This window comes from Mucilaginibacter arboris, from assembly GCF_009754915.1.
GTDB lineage: Bacteria > Bacteroidota > Bacteroidia > Sphingobacteriales > Sphingobacteriaceae > Mucilaginibacter_A > Mucilaginibacter_A arboris.
In genome coordinates this window covers 1-17,314 of sequence record NZ_WPIK01000016.1, presented here as the reverse complement: position 1 = coordinate 17,314, position 17,314 = coordinate 1, and the positions used below count along the sequence as shown (strand labels likewise).

Genomic DNA, 17,314 nt, shown 5'->3' with positions numbered 1-17,314 from the left:
AGGCCTGTTTAGCAGGTGAACCAATACTATCTTTATCCAGGGACACTGCCTCTTGCTATCTTGACCAATAATATACATATTTGTATATTAAATTTATTAAAGAAAATGGACGAGGATTTACCTAAAGTAAAAAGTGCCGGGGAAATAAAAGCAATTATTGAAAAAGGTGAAGTTCAGGACTTAACTGAATTGTTTTCCCGTGTATCAAAAAAAACCATTGCCGGTGGCTTAGGCCATAACATAACCCGGTTTAGCAACACCAAATCCAATCATCCCGAGACCTTTCAGTTAGATGAATTAATTAAACTGGCCGAATGGCTCGACATCGATGTAAAACTGATTATTGATATTTTCCTAAACTCAATCTATAAAAAGAGGAAAATATTACAAAGTTCCACAGAAAAACCTACTAATGGCCTGCCTGGCCACCTTTAAGATGTGATCATATCGCATTCTTTTTTAAAAGCAATGTTCCCCCGCTTTGTTACATCAGTAAAAAGCTTTCACAAAAAAATTCCCCATCGTTTCCCCCGTCCCTATTTATTTCATATTCCCTTGACGGCTCTGCTTGCTTAGGAGTTGCTTTGCTAAAAAAAGATTGTAGTTAAACTATAGTTACAGCAAAAAAAAAGATATAAATTACCGCTAAACCTGGCACGTTTGAACCCTTGCTTTTTCCTGGAAGTAACATTGTTTATCAAAGAATGCCTACAGGTAATATAGCCCGTTAACTGATCCATTATTTCATCCCTCCGCTCATTCGTTGCTTATCTGCTGCGCCCGATGAAGAAGTTGCTTAGGTGGGAATGCCCCTTTTCCGACAAATTTTTTTTAAAAAATAAAATGAAAAATATCAAAATAAATGATAATCATACTTGTATATTAATATACAAATTTGTATATTTACATAACGAAAGAAACAAGGAACATTTAATCTTTAAAACATGAAAAATCAAGCTAACAAAACCCGGTTGATGAAACTGAGCCATGAAATCCAAAAAGATAAACACATAACCAGGCGCAAAGCTTTAACGGCCGCATGGGCAATCGTGCAAAACTCAAATATTACTGTTTTTTATCTTGTAGAACGCTATTCAAACAAAAACAACACACACTTAAACAAGAAAAAGTCCGGTAATCTTACCCTGTCATTAGTCGCATAATCCACCAGTTTATTTATAGCTAAATTTTTAAAGAAATGAAATCTTACAACAAAGTTACCCTAATCGGCCGTGTAGGCCAGGATTTAGAAGTTAAAGCACTTGACAACGGTTCGGTAGTCAACTTCCCTATTGCAACCACTGAAAAAGTGGGCAAGGAAAAAGAAGTTACAGACTGGCACAACATTGTGGCCTGGAACGGCCTTGCCACAATTGCAGGCAACCTTATTAAAAAAGGCAGTTTGGTTTTAATCGAAGGCGGTTTAAGAAATGACAACTATGAAAAAGCCGAGACCAAAAGCTACAATTATAAGATTGTTGCCGACAAGCTTGTTGTTTTGGCTGATGGTAAAGAAAAGGCGGAAAACAGTTGACCAATTTAAACAGGGTTAGCCATTATGGCTAACCCTGTTTAAAATAAATTTTTAGCATATAACAAAAATTGTCGCCTTCGGCGGTTACCTATTTGATCTGTCCTGGCGGCCATTGTTTACTATTTTACTTTATTATAGCAGAATATTACATCATACGCCTACAGATCCTATTTTATTTGAAAAATGGCTCGATGATAATCAAATCGTGAATACCGGAAATTTGCAGGAAAACAAGTTGCCCATCAAGCATTTAAAAAAATAGACAGTAGCCTTCTTTTTCTAATGCCTCAGCTATTGCATACACTTTTTTCATGCCTAAATTCCTCCATTTAAGCATATCGCGAACTTTATATGTTTTTATATATTCTTCAATACTTATTTTGTGTGTTTCTGATTGTGCCCTAACACACATAATTGTTGTATAATTAACATCGTACTTTAAAAGTAGTTGTGTAACCGGCTCGTTTAAAAATCGCGAACTTGTAAATTCTCCAGGTTCTTTTTCCATTGGATAATTGTCATTAATTTACCTCATTAATTTGTCTGATAATTAGAGTTATGTTTAATTAAAGGTTTTCTACCCTTTCTCATAACCGGATAATGTTTTTATTGTAAAGCAACTTTGGCTATAGTTGCTTTTCCCACCGATAAAACCGGATCAGTTCGCGCTGTAAGGCCATGATTTCTTCGTCCCGCTGACGAAGCTGGTTTTTGAGTTTGACAACCTCTTTGAAGTCTTGCGGGTCTTCTTCAGTCAGTAACTGCACGACGTTCAGGTTGTAAAGCCCAGCGATCTGCTCTAATCGGGAAAGGTTAATATCGGTAATGCCTGTTTCTATTTTAGAGTACGCCGGTATTGAAATGTCGAGGGCAGTCGAGACCTGTTCCTGGCTCCAGCCATTGTTATAGCGAAGCATTTTAAGCTTTTTCTTTAACTTTACATTGCCCATATTATCTCGCTAACTTATTTTTGAGCAGTAAATATATTAACAATATTTAATTATTTAGAAATATTGTTAACTCATACGAAGTAATTTCACGAATCTGTGGTTAGATTTAATATCGCAGACAGGCCTATGTTTTGTATAGATTGCTTTTTGTATGAAAATTTTTCCGCTCCGGCTTTCTTTGTTAACCCTGGCTTAACCTATAATGCTTTTATTTGCAAAAACGTTCATTACCCCGGTTTTTTCTATGAAATCAAAACTTTTACTTTTTTACAGTGCAATTGTCCTGTCACTTGCCTCGTGTATCCAAAACGACATTCCCGATCCTACTCCCCCGCCGGTAGTAACGCCCCCAACGCCCTATTCTGTTGTTGAAGATTTTGAAAGCAGTTCAAAAACAGCTTATGCCCTTGACAGCATACAACTGACAACTGGTAAGTGGACGTTTAACGACGCGCTGATTGGTAACCTGGCAACAGATGCAAAAGACGGCGCAAAATCAGTACGCTTGCGTACCGGCTACCTGGCTATGGATTTCGATGTCATGAACCTCAATACACTTTATATCAAGCATGCCAAGTTTGGTAACGATGCGAATTCTACCTGGCAACTGCTTATGTCAACGGATGGCGGTAAAACCTATACGCAATTAGGTTCAACGATAAACGAAACAGGAACGGTACTGGTTACCGATTCCTTTAAGGTTACCACCACGGCTAAAGTCCGCTTCGAGATCAAAAAGACCGGAACTACCCGGATCAACCTGGACGATATTACGTTTAAAGGGACCGGGGATTCCGGCATCATTATCGGCGGGACGGATACCAACCCGGTAGATACGACCGGTACAGGCAGTGTAACGCCAGGCAGGGGAACACCTACTGCCGGTGCTGATGCGCCTCCAGTCAGCGGGGATAACAGTAACCTTTTGATGGGTAACCCATCAGGTGCACAAGCTACGGTCGTAACGCCGGAGAATTACCTCATCGACCAGCATTATTATATCGAAAGCTACAGTATGTCGAGGGCAGAACCAAACTGGGTGAGCTGGCACTTGGATGCAAGCAACTTTACGGGTGCTGTTACCCGCCAGGACAACTTTGCTGCCTTTAACGGCCTGCCTACGGGTTGGTATCAAGTGCAGAACAACAGTTATACTGGTTCGGGCTTTGACCGGGGCCATAATTGCCCTTCCGGCGACCGGACGAGTTCAACGGATGCCAATTCGGCAACTTTCCTGATGACCAATATGATCCCGCAGGCGCCTCAAAATAACCAGCAGACCTGGGAAAACCTGGAAAGCTATCTCAGGACACAGGTGCTGTCCGGTAACGAGGTCTATATCATTATGGGTTCTTATGGTTCTGGTGGTGTCGGTTCTGCAAGTAGCAATGTGGTTACAACCATCAATGGCGGAAAGGTAAACGTGCCGTCCAATGTTTGGAAAGTGGCGGTTATCTTGCCAACTGGAAACGGCGATTTATCAAGGGTAACATCTTCTACGCGTGTTATTGCAGTTAATACCCCTAATATAAATAGCATAAATTCAGATTGGAAGCAGTATATCGTAACTGTAAGGGACATCGAAACGGCAACAGGCTACAATCTACTCTCAGCACTGCCACAAGCGGTACAGGATGCGATTGAAACCAAAAAAGATTCGGGCAACTAAGAGCGTTCAGCTTTGGTTATCCGCGGACTCTTCCTGCACCTATTCAAACAAAAAATCCTCCTGGTTTAACAGGAGGATTTTTATTAGGTGTATGAGTTTTTATGTTTCAATCAGTTTAGTACGCATACCAGCCACTTTGCCTCCAGCAGTAAGTCCCAGGATCAGTACATCCACTTGTACATCGCCTACACGGTAAACGGTCAGCTCCTTTAAACTGTCTTTTAGCGCCGCTGCCATTTGCTGGTATTGTTCGGCTTCAGCGGATGATACCGAACCCGAGGAAGGATCAGTCAGGTTGCGCAGCAGGTAATCCAGGGTAGTCGTTGTAATGAGCGTCCCTTCGGGCTTACCTGTTAATTTTAAGGCCAAAGCAGGGCTGAGCGCCGTTTCCTCACTGCTAATGTAATCAAAGGGGTATTCCGACTCGCTCATCATGACAAGGCCGTTTGCTGCTCGTTCTAAATTACTTTGTAAGCTCATTTTTTATGGTTGATTTTTTATTAAACGTTTAAAGCAGGATTTGTTGGTTGCAAGAATTGATTAAAGCTTCCGTGCTTCCTAAAATCCGGGAATGCTGTTATTTTTTAAGATGGTTTTATTTAATGATATATGAGAAAACTTCTACTTTTTTTGATCCTGTTCCTCTTTGCTATACCTGGCTACAGTCAGTTGTTGGACTCACTACAATTTAACGCCGGTTCTATCGGCACAACTGCGAAGCAAGGATACCTACCGCTTTGGCTGGTATCAAACCGATGGGGTGCGGTTACTGACCAGCAGTATGATGCTTCTACCTATGCAGGGTTTACGAATATTCATTGGATTGGAAAAAGGCGCAGAACTTCTACGGATTCGGTGGCTTCGATGAAACCTGCCCCTTTTTACGTAAAATACGGGCTTAACCTGATTAACAACAACCATTTTCAGGATATCGTATTTCAGGAAGGGTATATTAAAGCGGGTTACAAAAACCTGGAGATCAGGTACGGGCGTTTCAAGGATATACCAGGAGAAGTTGATAAAGATTTATCTACCGGGTCAATGGGTGTAAGCGGTAATGCCCTGCCGATCCCACAAATCAGTATTGCGCTTACCGATTATGTTGATGTACCTTTTACGAACGGATGGTTACAGGTAAAAGGCGAATTGAGCCACGGTTGGTTAGGCCGGGACCGTTATTTGGATTCCTATTATCACGAGAAAAACCTTTACCTGCGTGCGGGAAAAAGGAAGTTCAAATTCTTTGTCGGGGCGCAACATTACGTCGAATGGGGTGGCAGACGGGACGGCATCCAGCTCGACCGCTCGTTTAAAGGGTTTACGAACGTATTATTCGCCACAAACAATGCTGATGATGGTTCTGGCATTGACCCAAATGCAAAAACCGCATCTTATCGTGCCGGGGACGAGCGCGGCCTGGTTGAACTGGGCTTTGACCTGGAAACAAAGAACTTGCTGCTGCATTTCTATCACCAAACCCCATTCGATGGAACCTGGGGCGTAAACATTAAAAACATCGATAACCTATCCGGTTTCAGCATTGCTACCAAAAATCCAAATGCTATTTTAAAGAAAGTATTGCTTGAATTTATTTATACCAAACAGGCGGAGAACTACACGCCTGCTTCAGCAAGGCAGGCTTATTATAACAATGGTTATTATAAAACTGGCTGGGAATATGATAACCGGATCATCGGTACGCCGCTATTTATCAACCGCTACCGTGCGCAGTTCTATCCGTATTTCCAGGCAAGAGGGATTAAACCCTTTAACTGGAACAGTCCGAACCTTCCCGGCAATTCCAATATCATTTATAATGAGATTGTTGGTGCAAACATTGGCATTCTGCTCAGGTTTGGAAACAGGCTGTCCGGCAAAACCATGCTCACTTACACAAACGGCCAGTTCCAAAACAGCGGACCGTCTCTTGGGCAATATTATACGTTACAAGAACTCTATTATAGCGTTTCTAAAAGTTTGAATGTTTCTGCCGGGTTTGCGCTCGATGCAGGTAATTTCACAAACAATGTTGGTGGGTTACTTAGCGTGCATTGGCAGTTCAACAGGTTTAAAAAGGACAAAAGATAAATTCAGGGCGCGTGCCTGAAAAACCGTTCTTTATCAGCTGTTATAAACGCCTAAACCTATTCAAACGGTTTAAATTCAAACCTTTTCGCCTTTTTACAATTGATTTTACAAGGTTACAATTTTCAAATAAAGCTTAGGTTTTAGCTACAGTATCTGTTTTTATTCTTTCACCTGTAGTATCTCTTTTCATTCTTTTACCTTTTTTAGTGGTGTCCGTTTTACCTTTTCTCAAGGTATCCCGGCTCTCCTGGAAAGGAAATGCTTTTACGGGAATGGCGTTTGCCGCGAAGCTGGTAGCAAGCGTCATTACCCCTGCTATCATCATTAACTTTAAAGCTGACATTTTCATACGTTTAGTTTTTACTTTAATTAACCCCTTTGTAATAGAATGTGCATTTAACGATAATGTTTCTTTAAGCAAGAATGTTTCTCAAAAGCAACATATATCCAGCAATATTGTTAAACAGGGAAACATTATAACTTAGGTTTGCTATTGATGTTACAGCAAAAAGAATAAATCATTAATATTATTAGTGCTTTTTTTCTCAAATTAGACAATATACAGCTACTCTGTTTTACATGACACCGTGCCTATTCGCGTAATTCGTTTTAAAAAATTATATAGTCGTGCATCAGAACGAAGGAATTCATGTAATTCAAAATGTGCTGTGATTTCTACCAGCCTTATAATTAGGGTTATGTTAAGTAGGAGATTTAGAGCATCTTTTCGCAATCTCATAAGAGGTAGCATGAGCAAAATGATACTGTACTTAATAATAGAGAGATCAGTCTTTATCGTAAAGGAAGGCTGAACCAAAACGTGCTACCTTTACCCAGTTCGCTTTCTACGCCAATTTGCCCTTTATGTCTTTTGATGATTTCTGAACAGATATAAAGGCCAAGGCCGAGGCCTTTGTACTTGCTTCCCGGCTGGTTGACGCGGTAATAACGGTCAAATAGCTGATCCAGTTTATCAGCCGGGATACCGGGTCCATGATCTGATACCGAAACTTTGACATCAGCTGAGCTGTACGTTATACTTATGATAATTGTTTTACTGCCGGAAGCATATTTGAGCGCATTATTGACAAAATTCACAAAGACCTGCTCGGTACGCCCCGGGTCGGCGAACACTTTTAACGCCCCCTGGGCACCCTGTACGATGAATTCGACTTTTTCATTGAGGCGAAACTGTTCCAGAGAATCCTCGATCAGTTTGCGAATATCAAACAAGCCTTTATGGAGTTCCAACTGCCCTTCACGTAACTGGCCAACATTAAGCAGATCACTCACTAAAACATTCAACCGTTTTACGTTTTTATCTACCTGGCCAATTAACCTGGGTAGCATGGGCGAGTGGGGATCACCTTTAAGCTTCTCCATTAACTGCATCGACGCAAGCAGACTTGTAATAGGAGTCTTTAACTCATGACTTGCAATATTGATAAATTCGTCTTTTTCTTTCAACGCCAATACATGAGAATCGGTGTTGGTGCATGTCCCAAACCAGCCCTGATCGTCGTTTTCCTCCTTTAAAAAAAGAGTTCCTTTCAACAGGTGCCACTCGTAGCTGCCAGAAGTATTCAGCAGTCGTAACGCTATCGATAGTTCTTTTCCCAAGCGGAAGCTTTTACTTACCTGTCTGAGCAGATTTCGTTTTTCTTCCGGGTGGACTTTGGAGACAAAGAAAGCAAAACTGGCCTGATTCTGCCCGCAGGCGAAGTAATGGCAAAACCGGGCATTAACATATTCCGGCTCGCCCCGGGTCGAGGCCCGCCAGATCATCTCCGGGACTTGGTCAGCCATGAACTGAAAATGCCTTTTTTCATTCTCAGCCCTTTTTTTCGATAGGAAGATTTCTCGCTCATAAACCTTTCTCTCGGTAATGTCCAGTAAAACAACGTTAATGAGAGTGATCTCGCCCTGTTGATTCCTAATGGCTATCGCACTTAGCAGAACAGGAAGAACCTGCCCGTTATGCTTCCGCAATTCGTAGCTCAGTTCCTTCACTTCGCTTTTTAACGAAAGGATAGGCCGGAAAAACATCTCGTAATGCATCTTACCGCCTTTCGTTAAAAGCGTTATGAAACTTTGCCCTATAAATCCGTCATTGCTGAATCCAAGCCAGCGCTGTAGCGTTTGGTTTACTTTTAAAATGATTCCATCCGCAGACAGGGACAGGTAGCCGCAGGGCGCCTGCTGATATAATGCCTCCAGGTCAATAAGCGGGTCGAGGCTTGCTTTATATGGGGGCTGAGGCAAAGGCTGATCTATTATAAATTAGTTAAGAAATGTTTTGATTGCCCTAATGGTTTCATCCGGGGCAGAGATATGCGGGCAGTGCCCTGTTGCCTTTAAGAACACAATCTCGTTTCCCGGCGTGTGGGCGTGAACGAATTTTCCAACCTCGAGCGGAGCAAGAATATCCTGGGCGCACTGCAGGGTCAAGCTTTTGATTGTCAAATTTTTCAAATCGGTACGGTTATCAGAAAAGAAGGTAACACGTGCAAAGTCCCGGGCTATTTGCGGATCAGTGGCACAGAAATTACTTGTTAACAACGTTCCCAGCTCGGGCCGGTCAGCATTACCCATAATGGCTGGTGCCATCGCGCTCGACCAGCCCAGGTAGTTGCTGTCCATGAATTCAAACAAACTATCCAGGTCTTCTTTCTCAAAACCGCCTTCATAATTTTCCGCGTTCAGGTAACGCGGTGAGGGTCCGATAAAAATTAGCTTTTCAAAATACTCGGGATTTTTGATTGCAGCAAGCAGGCCCACCATGCTACTTACCGAGTGCCCGATGAATATCGTCTCTTTTAATTCAAGTGCCTCGCAGATATCCAGTACGTCTTGTACGTAACCGTCAATCGAGGCGTATTTAGCTGAATCGTACCGGCTCTTCTCAGAATTTCCTGAACCGGTATAATCAAAAAGCACGATCCTATATTCGTCTGTAAATGCGCCAAGTACGAACTGCCATACGTTCTGGTCACAGCCGAAACCATGCGCAAAAAGGAGTGTTTTGGAACCCTTGCCAATAGTTTTTACATTATTTCTTTTTAATACAGCAAGCGGGTCCATAAAACGATCGTGAGCGATAAAAACGGATTAAATATACACTATTTGTGTTGAACAGTCTAAAAAACTTTATCTCTTACTCGCTCATTGCTGCTAGGAGTAGGTATCGGATCAATCAGACTATAGGTAGTACAAAGTGACCCTTTCACTTTTCCAACGCTGCCTCCACTATTCGAAGCAGTTCATCCGGATCAAAGGGCTTGCTGATAAAGTAGTCGGCACCGGCCCGAATAGCTTGATCCCGTACATTCACCGCCGCAGAAAAGATTATAATAAGCAGATGAGCAAGCTCCGGTGTGGCACAGATGGCAATGGCCAACTCGTCTCCCGGCAGGACCGGCATCCACAAGTCTAACAACAAAACGTCCGGCATTTCGTGAAGTGCCTTTAATTTCAATTGTACTGTCTGATCCGATTGATACAGGCTGTCAATGGTCTTTTTCAGCGAGGAATTACTTTCCGCTTTTCCGTTAAGGGCAACAATCAGCAGTAAACTCGCCAGTAGTATTATTTTAATTTCACGCCCGGCTGTTTATTTTATTTGTAAAAGTTCAATTAGCCCAACCCCAGTAAATATACCTGGCGTCTGTCTTCCAAAATTGTATAAATGTAACCTAAACGTGCAGCCACGGGTTTGGCTGACTGGCATCCGCTTCTTCCCCCCTGGCTTCAGTGCCGTAAGTCCTTGAAACTTCTTATAAAGTGGGACTTATCTTAGAACAGGTTATAACTTATCCGCTTTATCCTTTTCCAAGGCATCATTATAAACCTTAATGACAAGTGAGGGATCTTCCTTAACTTCAATCACCAACCTTTCACCTTCCTTTCCGATTTTCCGGGATAGCAGAACCTCTTGCTTTTTAAGCCACTATAGGTCTTGCAACACAGTTTAAGCTTTGTTGCTAAAAGTAGCGTTTAGCATCGTCGTTTAATTTTTAACAGGAATGGTAAACCAAAATGTAGAACCTTGCCCAAGTTTGCTTTCTACGCCTATTTCCCCGCCGTGCCTTCTTATAATTTCTGAGGAGATATAAAGGCCTAACCCCAACCCCGAATTCAGGTTTCCATCATTGTTTACGCGATAATAACGGTCAAAAAGATGGGATTTATTTTCAGCCGAAATGCCATTTCCCCGGTCTGTTACAGATACTTTAACCCGGTCTTCCAACCCTTCTACCTGGATTACTATTTCTTCAGAATCTGGTGCATATTTAGCTGCGTTGTTAACCAAATTCACCAGTACCTGCTCTATTTTCTGCTGATCGGCAATTACTTCAAGAGAAAGGTCCCCCTTAGTTGTTAAATAATACTTTCTATCCAATAGAATATGGTTACAACATTCATTTAATATATCTGAAAGCTTAAACCTGCTTTTATTTAAAGTTAATTGGCCTTGTTCAATTTTGGTCGAATTCAAAAGATCAACTACTAAGTTGCTTAACCTTGTGGTATTATTTTCTGCACTTTGGGCTAATTGGATATGTGAAGCTGTTATTACAGCTTCGGATTTAATCTTCCTGTTTAGTAATTGTAAGCCTGCTTTTAAGCTGGTTAGAGGGGTTTTAAGCTCATGGCTTGCCACATTAATAAATTCCTCCTTCTGCACCCGCAGTTCACGCTGTTCTGTAATATCTTCTATAATTGTATAGCCAAAAGTTTCTCCCTTATCCTGAAACAAAATTGAAGTAACATGGCACCAAACCAGTGAACCGTCTTTTTTTAATAAAGCGGTTTCTAAATTAAAAGAAGGACTATCCTTTTTCCACAACTTTTCCTGAAGTGTTTGCCAGTGTTTCTTTTGATCAACGGGTGAATAATCTAATATCCTGGTCCCGATGATATCTTCTTTATTACTGTAACCTAAAAGCGCGACTAAAGCCGGGTTGACTTGTATAATTTTAAGGTCAGCCGTTATGATTTTATTGCCAAACCTGGAAGACTCAAATATAGTTTGAAAACGGTTTTCACTTTCCTTGCAATCGGGTTCTTCTGTCGGGTTAAAACGTGCTGAATTTGCAGACGAAACAAGGTTGCGTATTTCCTCTTTTAATGCGGCATTTTCTCCTGTAAGACAATTAATAGTTTCAATAGGATTGCTTAAACGTCGTTTTTTCTTTTCCATTAATTTGGGGGCTATATCAGGCAAAATAACGAAATTCAATCTTTAAAGTTACCTTCTTTTAACACCCTGTTTAACTTATATTTAGAAAACGATCGTGCTTTCTATGTACGGTTTACCAATGTATAGTGACTATAAAAGCTATCTACTAATGCAGTATTCATTTTTGAGAATCTGCTTAATCATTTCGGCTAATTATTAGTATCTGCTAAATTAGCTATTACATTTAAACGAACGTATTTCTGTAATCAGGGTTCATCCATTAAAAAGTCTTTCTTAACTTCCTAAACCGTTACATTAAACTATTACACCTATCTTATTACACCTAATCAAATTTCTTGGAGGTTTAAATGTAACGGTTGGCTATATTTGGAAAGCAAAACTGCAAAAGGAAATAATACAGGAAATTTAGATAGGATGACTTTCGGTTATATACGGGTATCAAAAACAATTCAGAATTACGACCTGCAGGAAGATGCGATGAAAAAGCAGCATTGTGATAAACTGTTTTTTGAAAAAGAAAGCGGGGTAAAATACCGTGAAGAATGGAATGCGCTTTATGAGCAGCTCCGGGACGGGGACACCGTTATTGTCTGGCGGATCGACCGTTTGGGGAGGACTGCCTGGGAATTGATCAAACTCATGGCAGAACTGAGCGAACGAAAAATACGCTTTGTATCGGTTACGGAAGGAATTGATACTTCGACAGCAATGGGAAAGCTTTGGTTTAGCATGAATGCAATCATGGCGGAGAACGAAAGGACAGTTCAGATGGAAAGATCCGGAGCAGGACTTGTGGCAGCCAGGGCACGGGGCCGGGTTGGCGGAAGGCCAAAGGGATTAACGGAGGAAAGCGAGCGAAAGATGAAAGCCGTTAAAAAGCTTTATGGTTCCGGAATAAGTATTTCGGAGATCAGAAAGACTTTGGATATTGCCAGCAGTGCAACAGTTTACAAATACATCAATTATAAACCTGGTGCTGCTAACAACAAGGGAACTGACAAAAGCAAATAGGCAAAATAGATTAAACAAAAGCATTATAGTATTTCGACCGTGGTTGTAGAGAGTGTATATACGCCAGATCTACCTATAGATCACTACCACGATCACAGTGAATTTAAGCTAAAGGACTATTCAATTTTATAATGACTTTTTATAGCAATTAGAATAATTTCTTTAATTGATTTCCTAGAATTAGTACTCATATTTTTAAGTTTTTTTTGTAATCCCCTCTCCATTGAAAACAAATAATTTACTAATTCCTTATCGTCATCCAGATCCGCCAAAGCTTCCTCTTTCTTTTCTTTTTGCTGTTCATCTTTCTTAACGGAACCTTTAAATAACGCCCCAACTCCTTCAAGATGACTACTATTGTCTTCCATTTCAAACCTCTTTGCCATAACCTTATATTTTAATTAAAATTTCATCTACTAAATTCCCATAATCAATAGCACCATTTGAAGTAGGTGCATATTCAAAAATGTCTTTTCCTTTTGCCGGGGCTTCTGCCAATGACACATTTACCCTGATCTTTGTGTCAAATAATTTCGCATTAAAGTGCTTTTTAACATTGCCAGTTATCTGGTCAGTTAAAAGTCGTCTAGAATTATATCTTGTAATAAATACGCCACCAATTGTAAGGTGTTCATTGAAGTGCGTTCTTACTTCTGTAATAAAGAATACCATACGATCAATACCTCGATATGAGTAAAACTCTGCTTCTAAAGGTATCAGTAGTGTATCAGTGCAAACGAGGGCATTCATTGTCAGCATACCTAAAGCTGGTGGACAATCAATAATAATATATTCATATTGATCTTTGACTTTATCCAGTATGTCTTTTAAAACAGTTTCCCGGTTTGATCTAGATACTAATTCTAACTCAGCACCTAATAAATCGATTGAAGAAGGAACAAGGTCTAAATATTCAGATATATGCTGTATGGGCAAATCGCTCCCATTCATTATACTGTTATAAATCGATACTTTAGTTTTATGTATGCCTAAACCTTCTGTTAAATTTGTTTGTGGGTCAAGGTCAACAAGTAGGGTTTTTTTTTGAAGTCGTGCAAGTCCTGCACCTATATTCAGAGCCGAAGTCGTTTTTCCTGTACCGCCTTTGTGGTTTAAAATAGAAATAATCTTCATGCCCCTATATATTTATACAATTATACAAAAATATTTTTATATAAATATATAAACATATAAACTAAGGAATCTACTTCTTTAAGCTCCGTTCAAGTGCAGCAATAGCTTTATCCTTTGTTGCTAGTAGATCTAAATAAAGTTGACGTTCGGCGTTTAACCGTTTTATGTCTGCTTTTAATAGCTCAATTGTCCGGTCTTTTTTGTCTAGTGTAGCACCCAGGTCAAGGTTTAATGTTTCCACTTCCGGTTCATCCGGAGGTGTATCTATGTAAAACATTCCACCTTGATTTTTTTCCAAATAGCTCAGGTTCACTTTATGAACATTAACAAGCAATAGTTTTACTTTGCCTGACAAACCGTTTTTACCCCGCTCTATATCAGAGTACCCGCCTTGGGTTAAACCTATCGTTGGTGCGAAATCCTCCTGATTATAACCTAATGTTTTTCTAATAAGCTTTAAGCGCTCATTTTCACTTTGATCCATGAATATATTAAATCAGTTTCTAATTTTTTTAGGTTATTAATATAGCAAAACTATAATTTTTACGCAGTTTTTTTGTTATTATCTTAATAGAATGTTCTAACAGGCATCTACTACTTTAAGAATAACAACGCTGCTAAATCCTTAGAAGGCAATAGGATTTTAAAAAGCATCTCTAAGTACATCCCATATGTGCTGCCAAGTAATTGCCTAGTACTAAAAAATAAAAATTTTACGATGTTAAAAGCTACAAAAGAAGACAAAGCTCTTGTGATCAAAATCCTTACAGATTCTTTTAATGAGAATCAAAGTGTTAATTATATAGTAAAGCAGGACAAAAAAAGAAAAGATAGAATTACGTTTTTAATGGATTATTCATTCGACATCTGCTTAACGTTCGGTGAAGTTTTCCTTTCGAATGACAAAAAAGGATGTGCGCTGGTCCTTTATCCGGATCTAAAGAAATTTACATTACAATCAGCCATTCTTGATATAAAGCTGCTGCTAAAATCAATTGGCCTAAGTAACGCCAGCAAAGCAATGAGCAGAGAAAAGGCCATTAAGAGTAACTACCCGCAAAAGCCGTTTTACTACCTATGGTTCCTTGGCGTTTCACCAGACGAACAAAATAAAGGGATTGGCACTAAACTACTAACAGAAATTATTCAGGAAAGCATTGCTAAAAACCGTGCGATCTACTTAGAAACATCCACCTTAAAAAACCTACCCTGGTATAAAAAGTTCGGCTTTTACACCTATAAGGAACTATCCTTTGGCTATAAGCTGTATATGTTAAAACGAGGTTAATTCTCCTAATTTATGAAAGTCTTTAATACAGACATGGACATAGAGACATTTGTCTTTATCATCCTGGAAATAGTAATGCTCTTATACCAAATCCTTTTTTACTTACAAAAACCATACGACAAAAAGAGATACTATTATGTGATCCTACTAACGCTCTACATCGTTTATAATATCTGCGGAGGTTTGTTTCCAGACCCAAGTTTAAAAGTCCCCATCGTTACACAGAATATTCTTGCTTACGGCAGTGGCTTTGTCCTGGCTTGTTACTTCCCATATTATTTTTACAAAGCATTCGATTTAACAAAGCTTAGGTTCCACGCGACATACGGCGTTTTATTATTTTTATTTACCCCGTTTCTACTCTTCATTGTTGCAGAATATCTAATTGAAGGAAACATTCACTTGGCCGTCGAGCATGGAGTAATTATACCGTTCTTTTATGCCATCATTGCTCTTACAGCCATACTAAATTCAATAAGGATTAAGTACAAGGAAGATATCACTCAGGGTACGGAAATGTATTTAACTTATTTCGCTGTAGTACCCTGGGTAAGTATGCCAATAATTTCATTTTTCAACTTAAGCCAGCTAATAGAGGTTCTGGTCATGAACGGCGGCTTCTTAATTATATCCGGCTTATTCATCTGGACAATGATCAAAGAATCTATAAAAGATAACGTGAGGCTGGAATCATTAATTAAGCAATCCGAACAGCAGCTTCCGAAAATGGAAGCCCTATTCCCAAACCGATTTGACTACAACGTTGAGCGCCTTAAATTAAGCCCACGAGAAATAGAAGTTGCTTTGCTTATCATCGAAGGATTAAGATATGAAGACATTGCCCAAAAATTATTTATCGCAAAAAGTACAGTTACAAAACATGTGCAAAATATCTTTCTTAAAACAGGAGTACAAAATAAAGCGGAGCTGATAAAAGAACTTAATAAAGAACCAGACAAAGTTTTACTCAGGCGATATACGTCTATGTAAATATACACCTATACTTCTATACGCTTATACAGATATACGTATATATAACTATATGAATATCTGTATATATGCCAAAATCAAAGCCACTACTCCTTTATACGTACTACCCAAAATACTCTTTAGGCCGCAACCATAATACTACTTATTAAGTATTTCAGCGGATTTTCTTAAACCACATCTTTGGACAGGTTAATAAAACGAATCTTTTTAGAAACTTTTTTAACCTCCTTTTTAAGGAAGAAAATCCGTTCTATAAAAGCAAATCCATAACGGCAAACACTCCTAAAAGGCCTTTAAATCATAAACACAAGCATTAATTGATAATTTTATTAGTTTAAATATCAGGTGCTTATCTATAAATTATAGCAAAATATTAAAAAACGACTATTTTTTATAGCGTAACTGTATATTTGTATATCTGTATATATACATATATCACTATTGACAATACAGGTTACGATCTTTGACATCTGGGGAAGAAGCATTTTCAATTAACGGTTGAAAATTAAAGAGCAGTTAAGATAACCATTGAACCATACGCGTATGGAAGATTGTTTATCCTTAATGAACCATAGGCAGCCAGTTTTGGCAGGTATGTAATTACCGACGTGAGTATTCCCGAACCACATACAGGCAGAGTTAATGAGTTAACTTTTTGGTGTCAAATCCACTGCCTGTACCACTAGTAATATTCTTTTCTTTTGCTGTTTAATTAACAAACCAAGAAGAAACCAAACCCTCAATTCAGTCAATTCTAGCATTAAAACAAGCCCAGAACCTATACCTGTTTTTTAACTACAACCAGCATTCTTAATGAGTACAAATTCAAATGTCGTTTAGGGTACTGCAAGATGTGTTTTTGTGTGCCACAAAACCTCTTAAAAAACCTATTTCCAAATTTCATCGCTACTCTCAAACTTGGTAAATAGGAGCTAAAATGACTTGCAACTCGCCATTTAAAAACCAACATAAGACCAGTTTAATATGAGTAGAAACAAAGGAGGAGCGCCGAAAAAAGAAACAAAGAAATCCGAAAGGGTAGTGGTTCGATTAACCGAGAAAGAGAAAGAAAAACTTATTCTCCTGGAAAAAGAAACAGGGATTAAACGATCAAATCTTTTCGTTTTGCGTGTGATAGAAAATAGAGAATTTCTGATTACCAAAGACGTGATCCAAGAGCTTTCAAATGCCGGTGCAGAAATGGGCAGGGTAGGCAACAATATTAATCAGTTGGCCAGGCACGCCAATACAGTTTTCAAAGCTGGTCCGGTACCGCAGCAAGTTATACAGGATTTCGAGCAACTTTTAGAAAAGCACCTTCAAATTGAATCAAATATATACGCAATATTCAAAAGCATGTACAGGGTCATGAAAAAATAACATGATAGTGAAAATTCTAAACAGTTCAAGTTCATTTAACGGCGTAAGCTACAATACCAACAAAACAGAG

The 17,314-nt window shown here is 39.4% G+C and carries 21 protein-coding genes; 10 read left to right on the top strand and 11 right to left on the bottom strand.

Features of this window, described 5'->3' with window-relative positions; translation table 11 throughout:
- Window positions 1-105: 105 nt before the first annotated feature.
- From GO621_RS15725 to GO621_RS15715, 4 genes are all read left to right on the top strand, one after another.
- Window positions 106-435, top strand: coding sequence for a hypothetical protein (locus GO621_RS15725; RefSeq protein WP_157568753.1), 330 nt, complete (start codon window positions 106-108; stop codon window positions 433-435).
- 303 nt (window positions 436-738) lie between these two features.
- Window positions 739-948, top strand: coding sequence for a DUF2748 family protein (locus GO621_RS19430; protein ID WP_394350188.1), 210 nt, complete (start codon window positions 739-741; stop codon window positions 946-948).
- Window positions 945-1,163 (top strand): hypothetical protein, encoded by a 219-nt coding sequence (locus GO621_RS15720; protein ID WP_157568751.1) that lies wholly within the window; start codon window positions 945-947, stop codon window positions 1,161-1,163. Before GO621_RS19430 ends, GO621_RS15720 begins: the two co-directional genes overlap by 4 nt.
- A 35-nt stretch (window positions 1,164-1,198) precedes the next feature.
- Complete coding sequence (locus GO621_RS15715) at window positions 1,199-1,534, top strand: single-stranded DNA-binding protein (RefSeq protein ID WP_157568749.1); 336 nt, start codon at window positions 1,199-1,201, stop codon at window positions 1,532-1,534.
- A gap of 250 nt (window positions 1,535-1,784) precedes the next feature.
- On the opposite strand, the gene GO621_RS15710 is transcribed toward GO621_RS15715, so the two are convergent.
- Window positions 1,785-2,042, bottom strand: a complete 258-nt coding sequence (locus GO621_RS15710; protein WP_157568747.1) for a hypothetical protein — start codon at window positions 2,040-2,042, stop codon at window positions 1,785-1,787.
- Window positions 2,043-2,160: 118 nt separating this feature from the next.
- Window positions 2,161-2,484 (bottom strand): helix-turn-helix domain-containing protein, encoded by a 324-nt coding sequence (locus tag GO621_RS15705; RefSeq protein ID WP_157568745.1) that lies wholly within the window; start codon window positions 2,482-2,484, stop codon window positions 2,161-2,163.
- Between the two features lie 244 nt (window positions 2,485-2,728).
- Between GO621_RS15705 and GO621_RS15700 the strand changes: the two genes are divergently transcribed.
- On the top strand, window positions 2,729-4,153 hold the full coding sequence (locus tag GO621_RS15700) for a DNA/RNA non-specific endonuclease (RefSeq protein ID WP_157568743.1): 1,425 nt from the start codon (window positions 2,729-2,731) through the stop codon (window positions 4,151-4,153).
- A 99-nt stretch (window positions 4,154-4,252) separates the two neighbouring features.
- On the opposite strand, the gene GO621_RS15695 is transcribed toward GO621_RS15700, so the two are convergent.
- A complete protein-coding gene (locus GO621_RS15695; RefSeq protein WP_157568742.1) occupies window positions 4,253-4,633 on the bottom strand; it encodes a nuclease A inhibitor family protein in 381 nt (126 codons plus the stop codon).
- 150 nt (window positions 4,634-4,783) lie between these two features.
- On the opposite strand from GO621_RS15695, the gene GO621_RS15690 reads away from it, so the two are divergent.
- Window positions 4,784-6,241: a capsule assembly Wzi family protein gene (locus GO621_RS15690; RefSeq protein ID WP_198170281.1), complete on the top strand. Its 1,458-nt coding sequence runs from the start codon at window positions 4,784-4,786 to the stop codon at window positions 6,239-6,241.
- Between the two features lie 133 nt (window positions 6,242-6,374).
- Here the strand turns inward: GO621_RS15690 and GO621_RS15685 are convergent, their stop codons facing one another.
- The 5 genes from GO621_RS15685 to GO621_RS15665 form a co-directional block, all read right to left on the bottom strand.
- Window positions 6,375-6,662, bottom strand: coding sequence for a hypothetical protein (locus GO621_RS15685; RefSeq protein WP_157568738.1), 288 nt, complete (start codon window positions 6,660-6,662; stop codon window positions 6,375-6,377).
- 371 nt (window positions 6,663-7,033) lie between these two features.
- Window positions 7,034-8,503 carry an ATP-binding protein gene (locus GO621_RS15680; RefSeq protein ID WP_157568736.1) on the bottom strand — a complete coding sequence of 490 codons (1,470 nt, stop codon included), beginning with the start codon at window positions 8,501-8,503 and terminating at the stop codon, window positions 7,034-7,036.
- Between the two features lie 18 nt (window positions 8,504-8,521).
- Entirely contained in the window at window positions 8,522-9,322 is an 801-nt protein-coding gene (locus GO621_RS15675) for an alpha/beta fold hydrolase (RefSeq protein ID WP_157568734.1), read from the bottom strand.
- A gap of 142 nt (window positions 9,323-9,464) precedes the next feature.
- On the bottom strand, window positions 9,465-9,716 hold the full coding sequence (locus GO621_RS15670; RefSeq protein WP_157568732.1) for a response regulator: 252 nt from the start codon (window positions 9,714-9,716) through the stop codon (window positions 9,465-9,467).
- 531 nt (window positions 9,717-10,247) lie between these two features.
- Complete coding sequence (locus tag GO621_RS15665) at window positions 10,248-11,441, bottom strand: PAS domain-containing sensor histidine kinase (protein WP_157568730.1); 1,194 nt, start codon at window positions 11,439-11,441, stop codon at window positions 10,248-10,250.
- 366 nt (window positions 11,442-11,807) lie between these two features.
- Between GO621_RS15665 and GO621_RS15660 the strand changes: the two genes are divergently transcribed.
- Entirely contained in the window at window positions 11,808-12,452 is a 645-nt protein-coding gene (locus GO621_RS15660) for a recombinase family protein (protein ID WP_198170280.1), read from the top strand.
- 116 nt (window positions 12,453-12,568) lie between these two features.
- Here the strand turns inward: GO621_RS15660 and GO621_RS15655 are convergent, their stop codons facing one another.
- The 3 genes from GO621_RS15655 to GO621_RS15645 form a co-directional block, all read right to left on the bottom strand.
- Window positions 12,569-12,838: a hypothetical protein gene (locus GO621_RS15655; RefSeq protein WP_157568728.1), complete on the bottom strand. Its 270-nt coding sequence runs from the start codon at window positions 12,836-12,838 to the stop codon at window positions 12,569-12,571.
- A 4-nt stretch (window positions 12,839-12,842) separates the two neighbouring features.
- The gene (locus GO621_RS15650; protein WP_157568726.1) at window positions 12,843-13,586 is read right to left on the bottom strand and encodes a ParA family protein; all 744 of its coding nucleotides are present in this window, start codon (window positions 13,584-13,586) and stop codon (window positions 12,843-12,845) included.
- A gap of 70 nt (window positions 13,587-13,656) precedes the next feature.
- The gene (locus tag GO621_RS15645; RefSeq protein WP_157568724.1) at window positions 13,657-14,070 is read right to left on the bottom strand and encodes a helix-turn-helix transcriptional regulator; all 414 of its coding nucleotides are present in this window, start codon (window positions 14,068-14,070) and stop codon (window positions 13,657-13,659) included.
- Between the two features lie 234 nt (window positions 14,071-14,304).
- On the opposite strand from GO621_RS15645, the gene GO621_RS15640 reads away from it, so the two are divergent.
- From GO621_RS15640 to GO621_RS15630, 3 genes are all read left to right on the top strand, one after another.
- Window positions 14,305-14,874 (top strand): GNAT family N-acetyltransferase, encoded by a 570-nt coding sequence (locus GO621_RS15640; RefSeq protein WP_157568722.1) that lies wholly within the window; start codon window positions 14,305-14,307, stop codon window positions 14,872-14,874.
- A gap of 33 nt (window positions 14,875-14,907) precedes the next feature.
- Complete coding sequence (locus GO621_RS15635) at window positions 14,908-15,864, top strand: helix-turn-helix transcriptional regulator (protein ID WP_198170279.1); 957 nt, start codon at window positions 14,908-14,910, stop codon at window positions 15,862-15,864.
- A 984-nt stretch (window positions 15,865-16,848) separates the two neighbouring features.
- A complete protein-coding gene (locus GO621_RS15630) occupies window positions 16,849-17,244 on the top strand; it encodes a plasmid mobilization protein (RefSeq protein WP_157568718.1) in 396 nt (131 codons plus the stop codon).
- The last annotated feature ends 70 nt before the right edge of the window (window positions 17,245-17,314 follow it).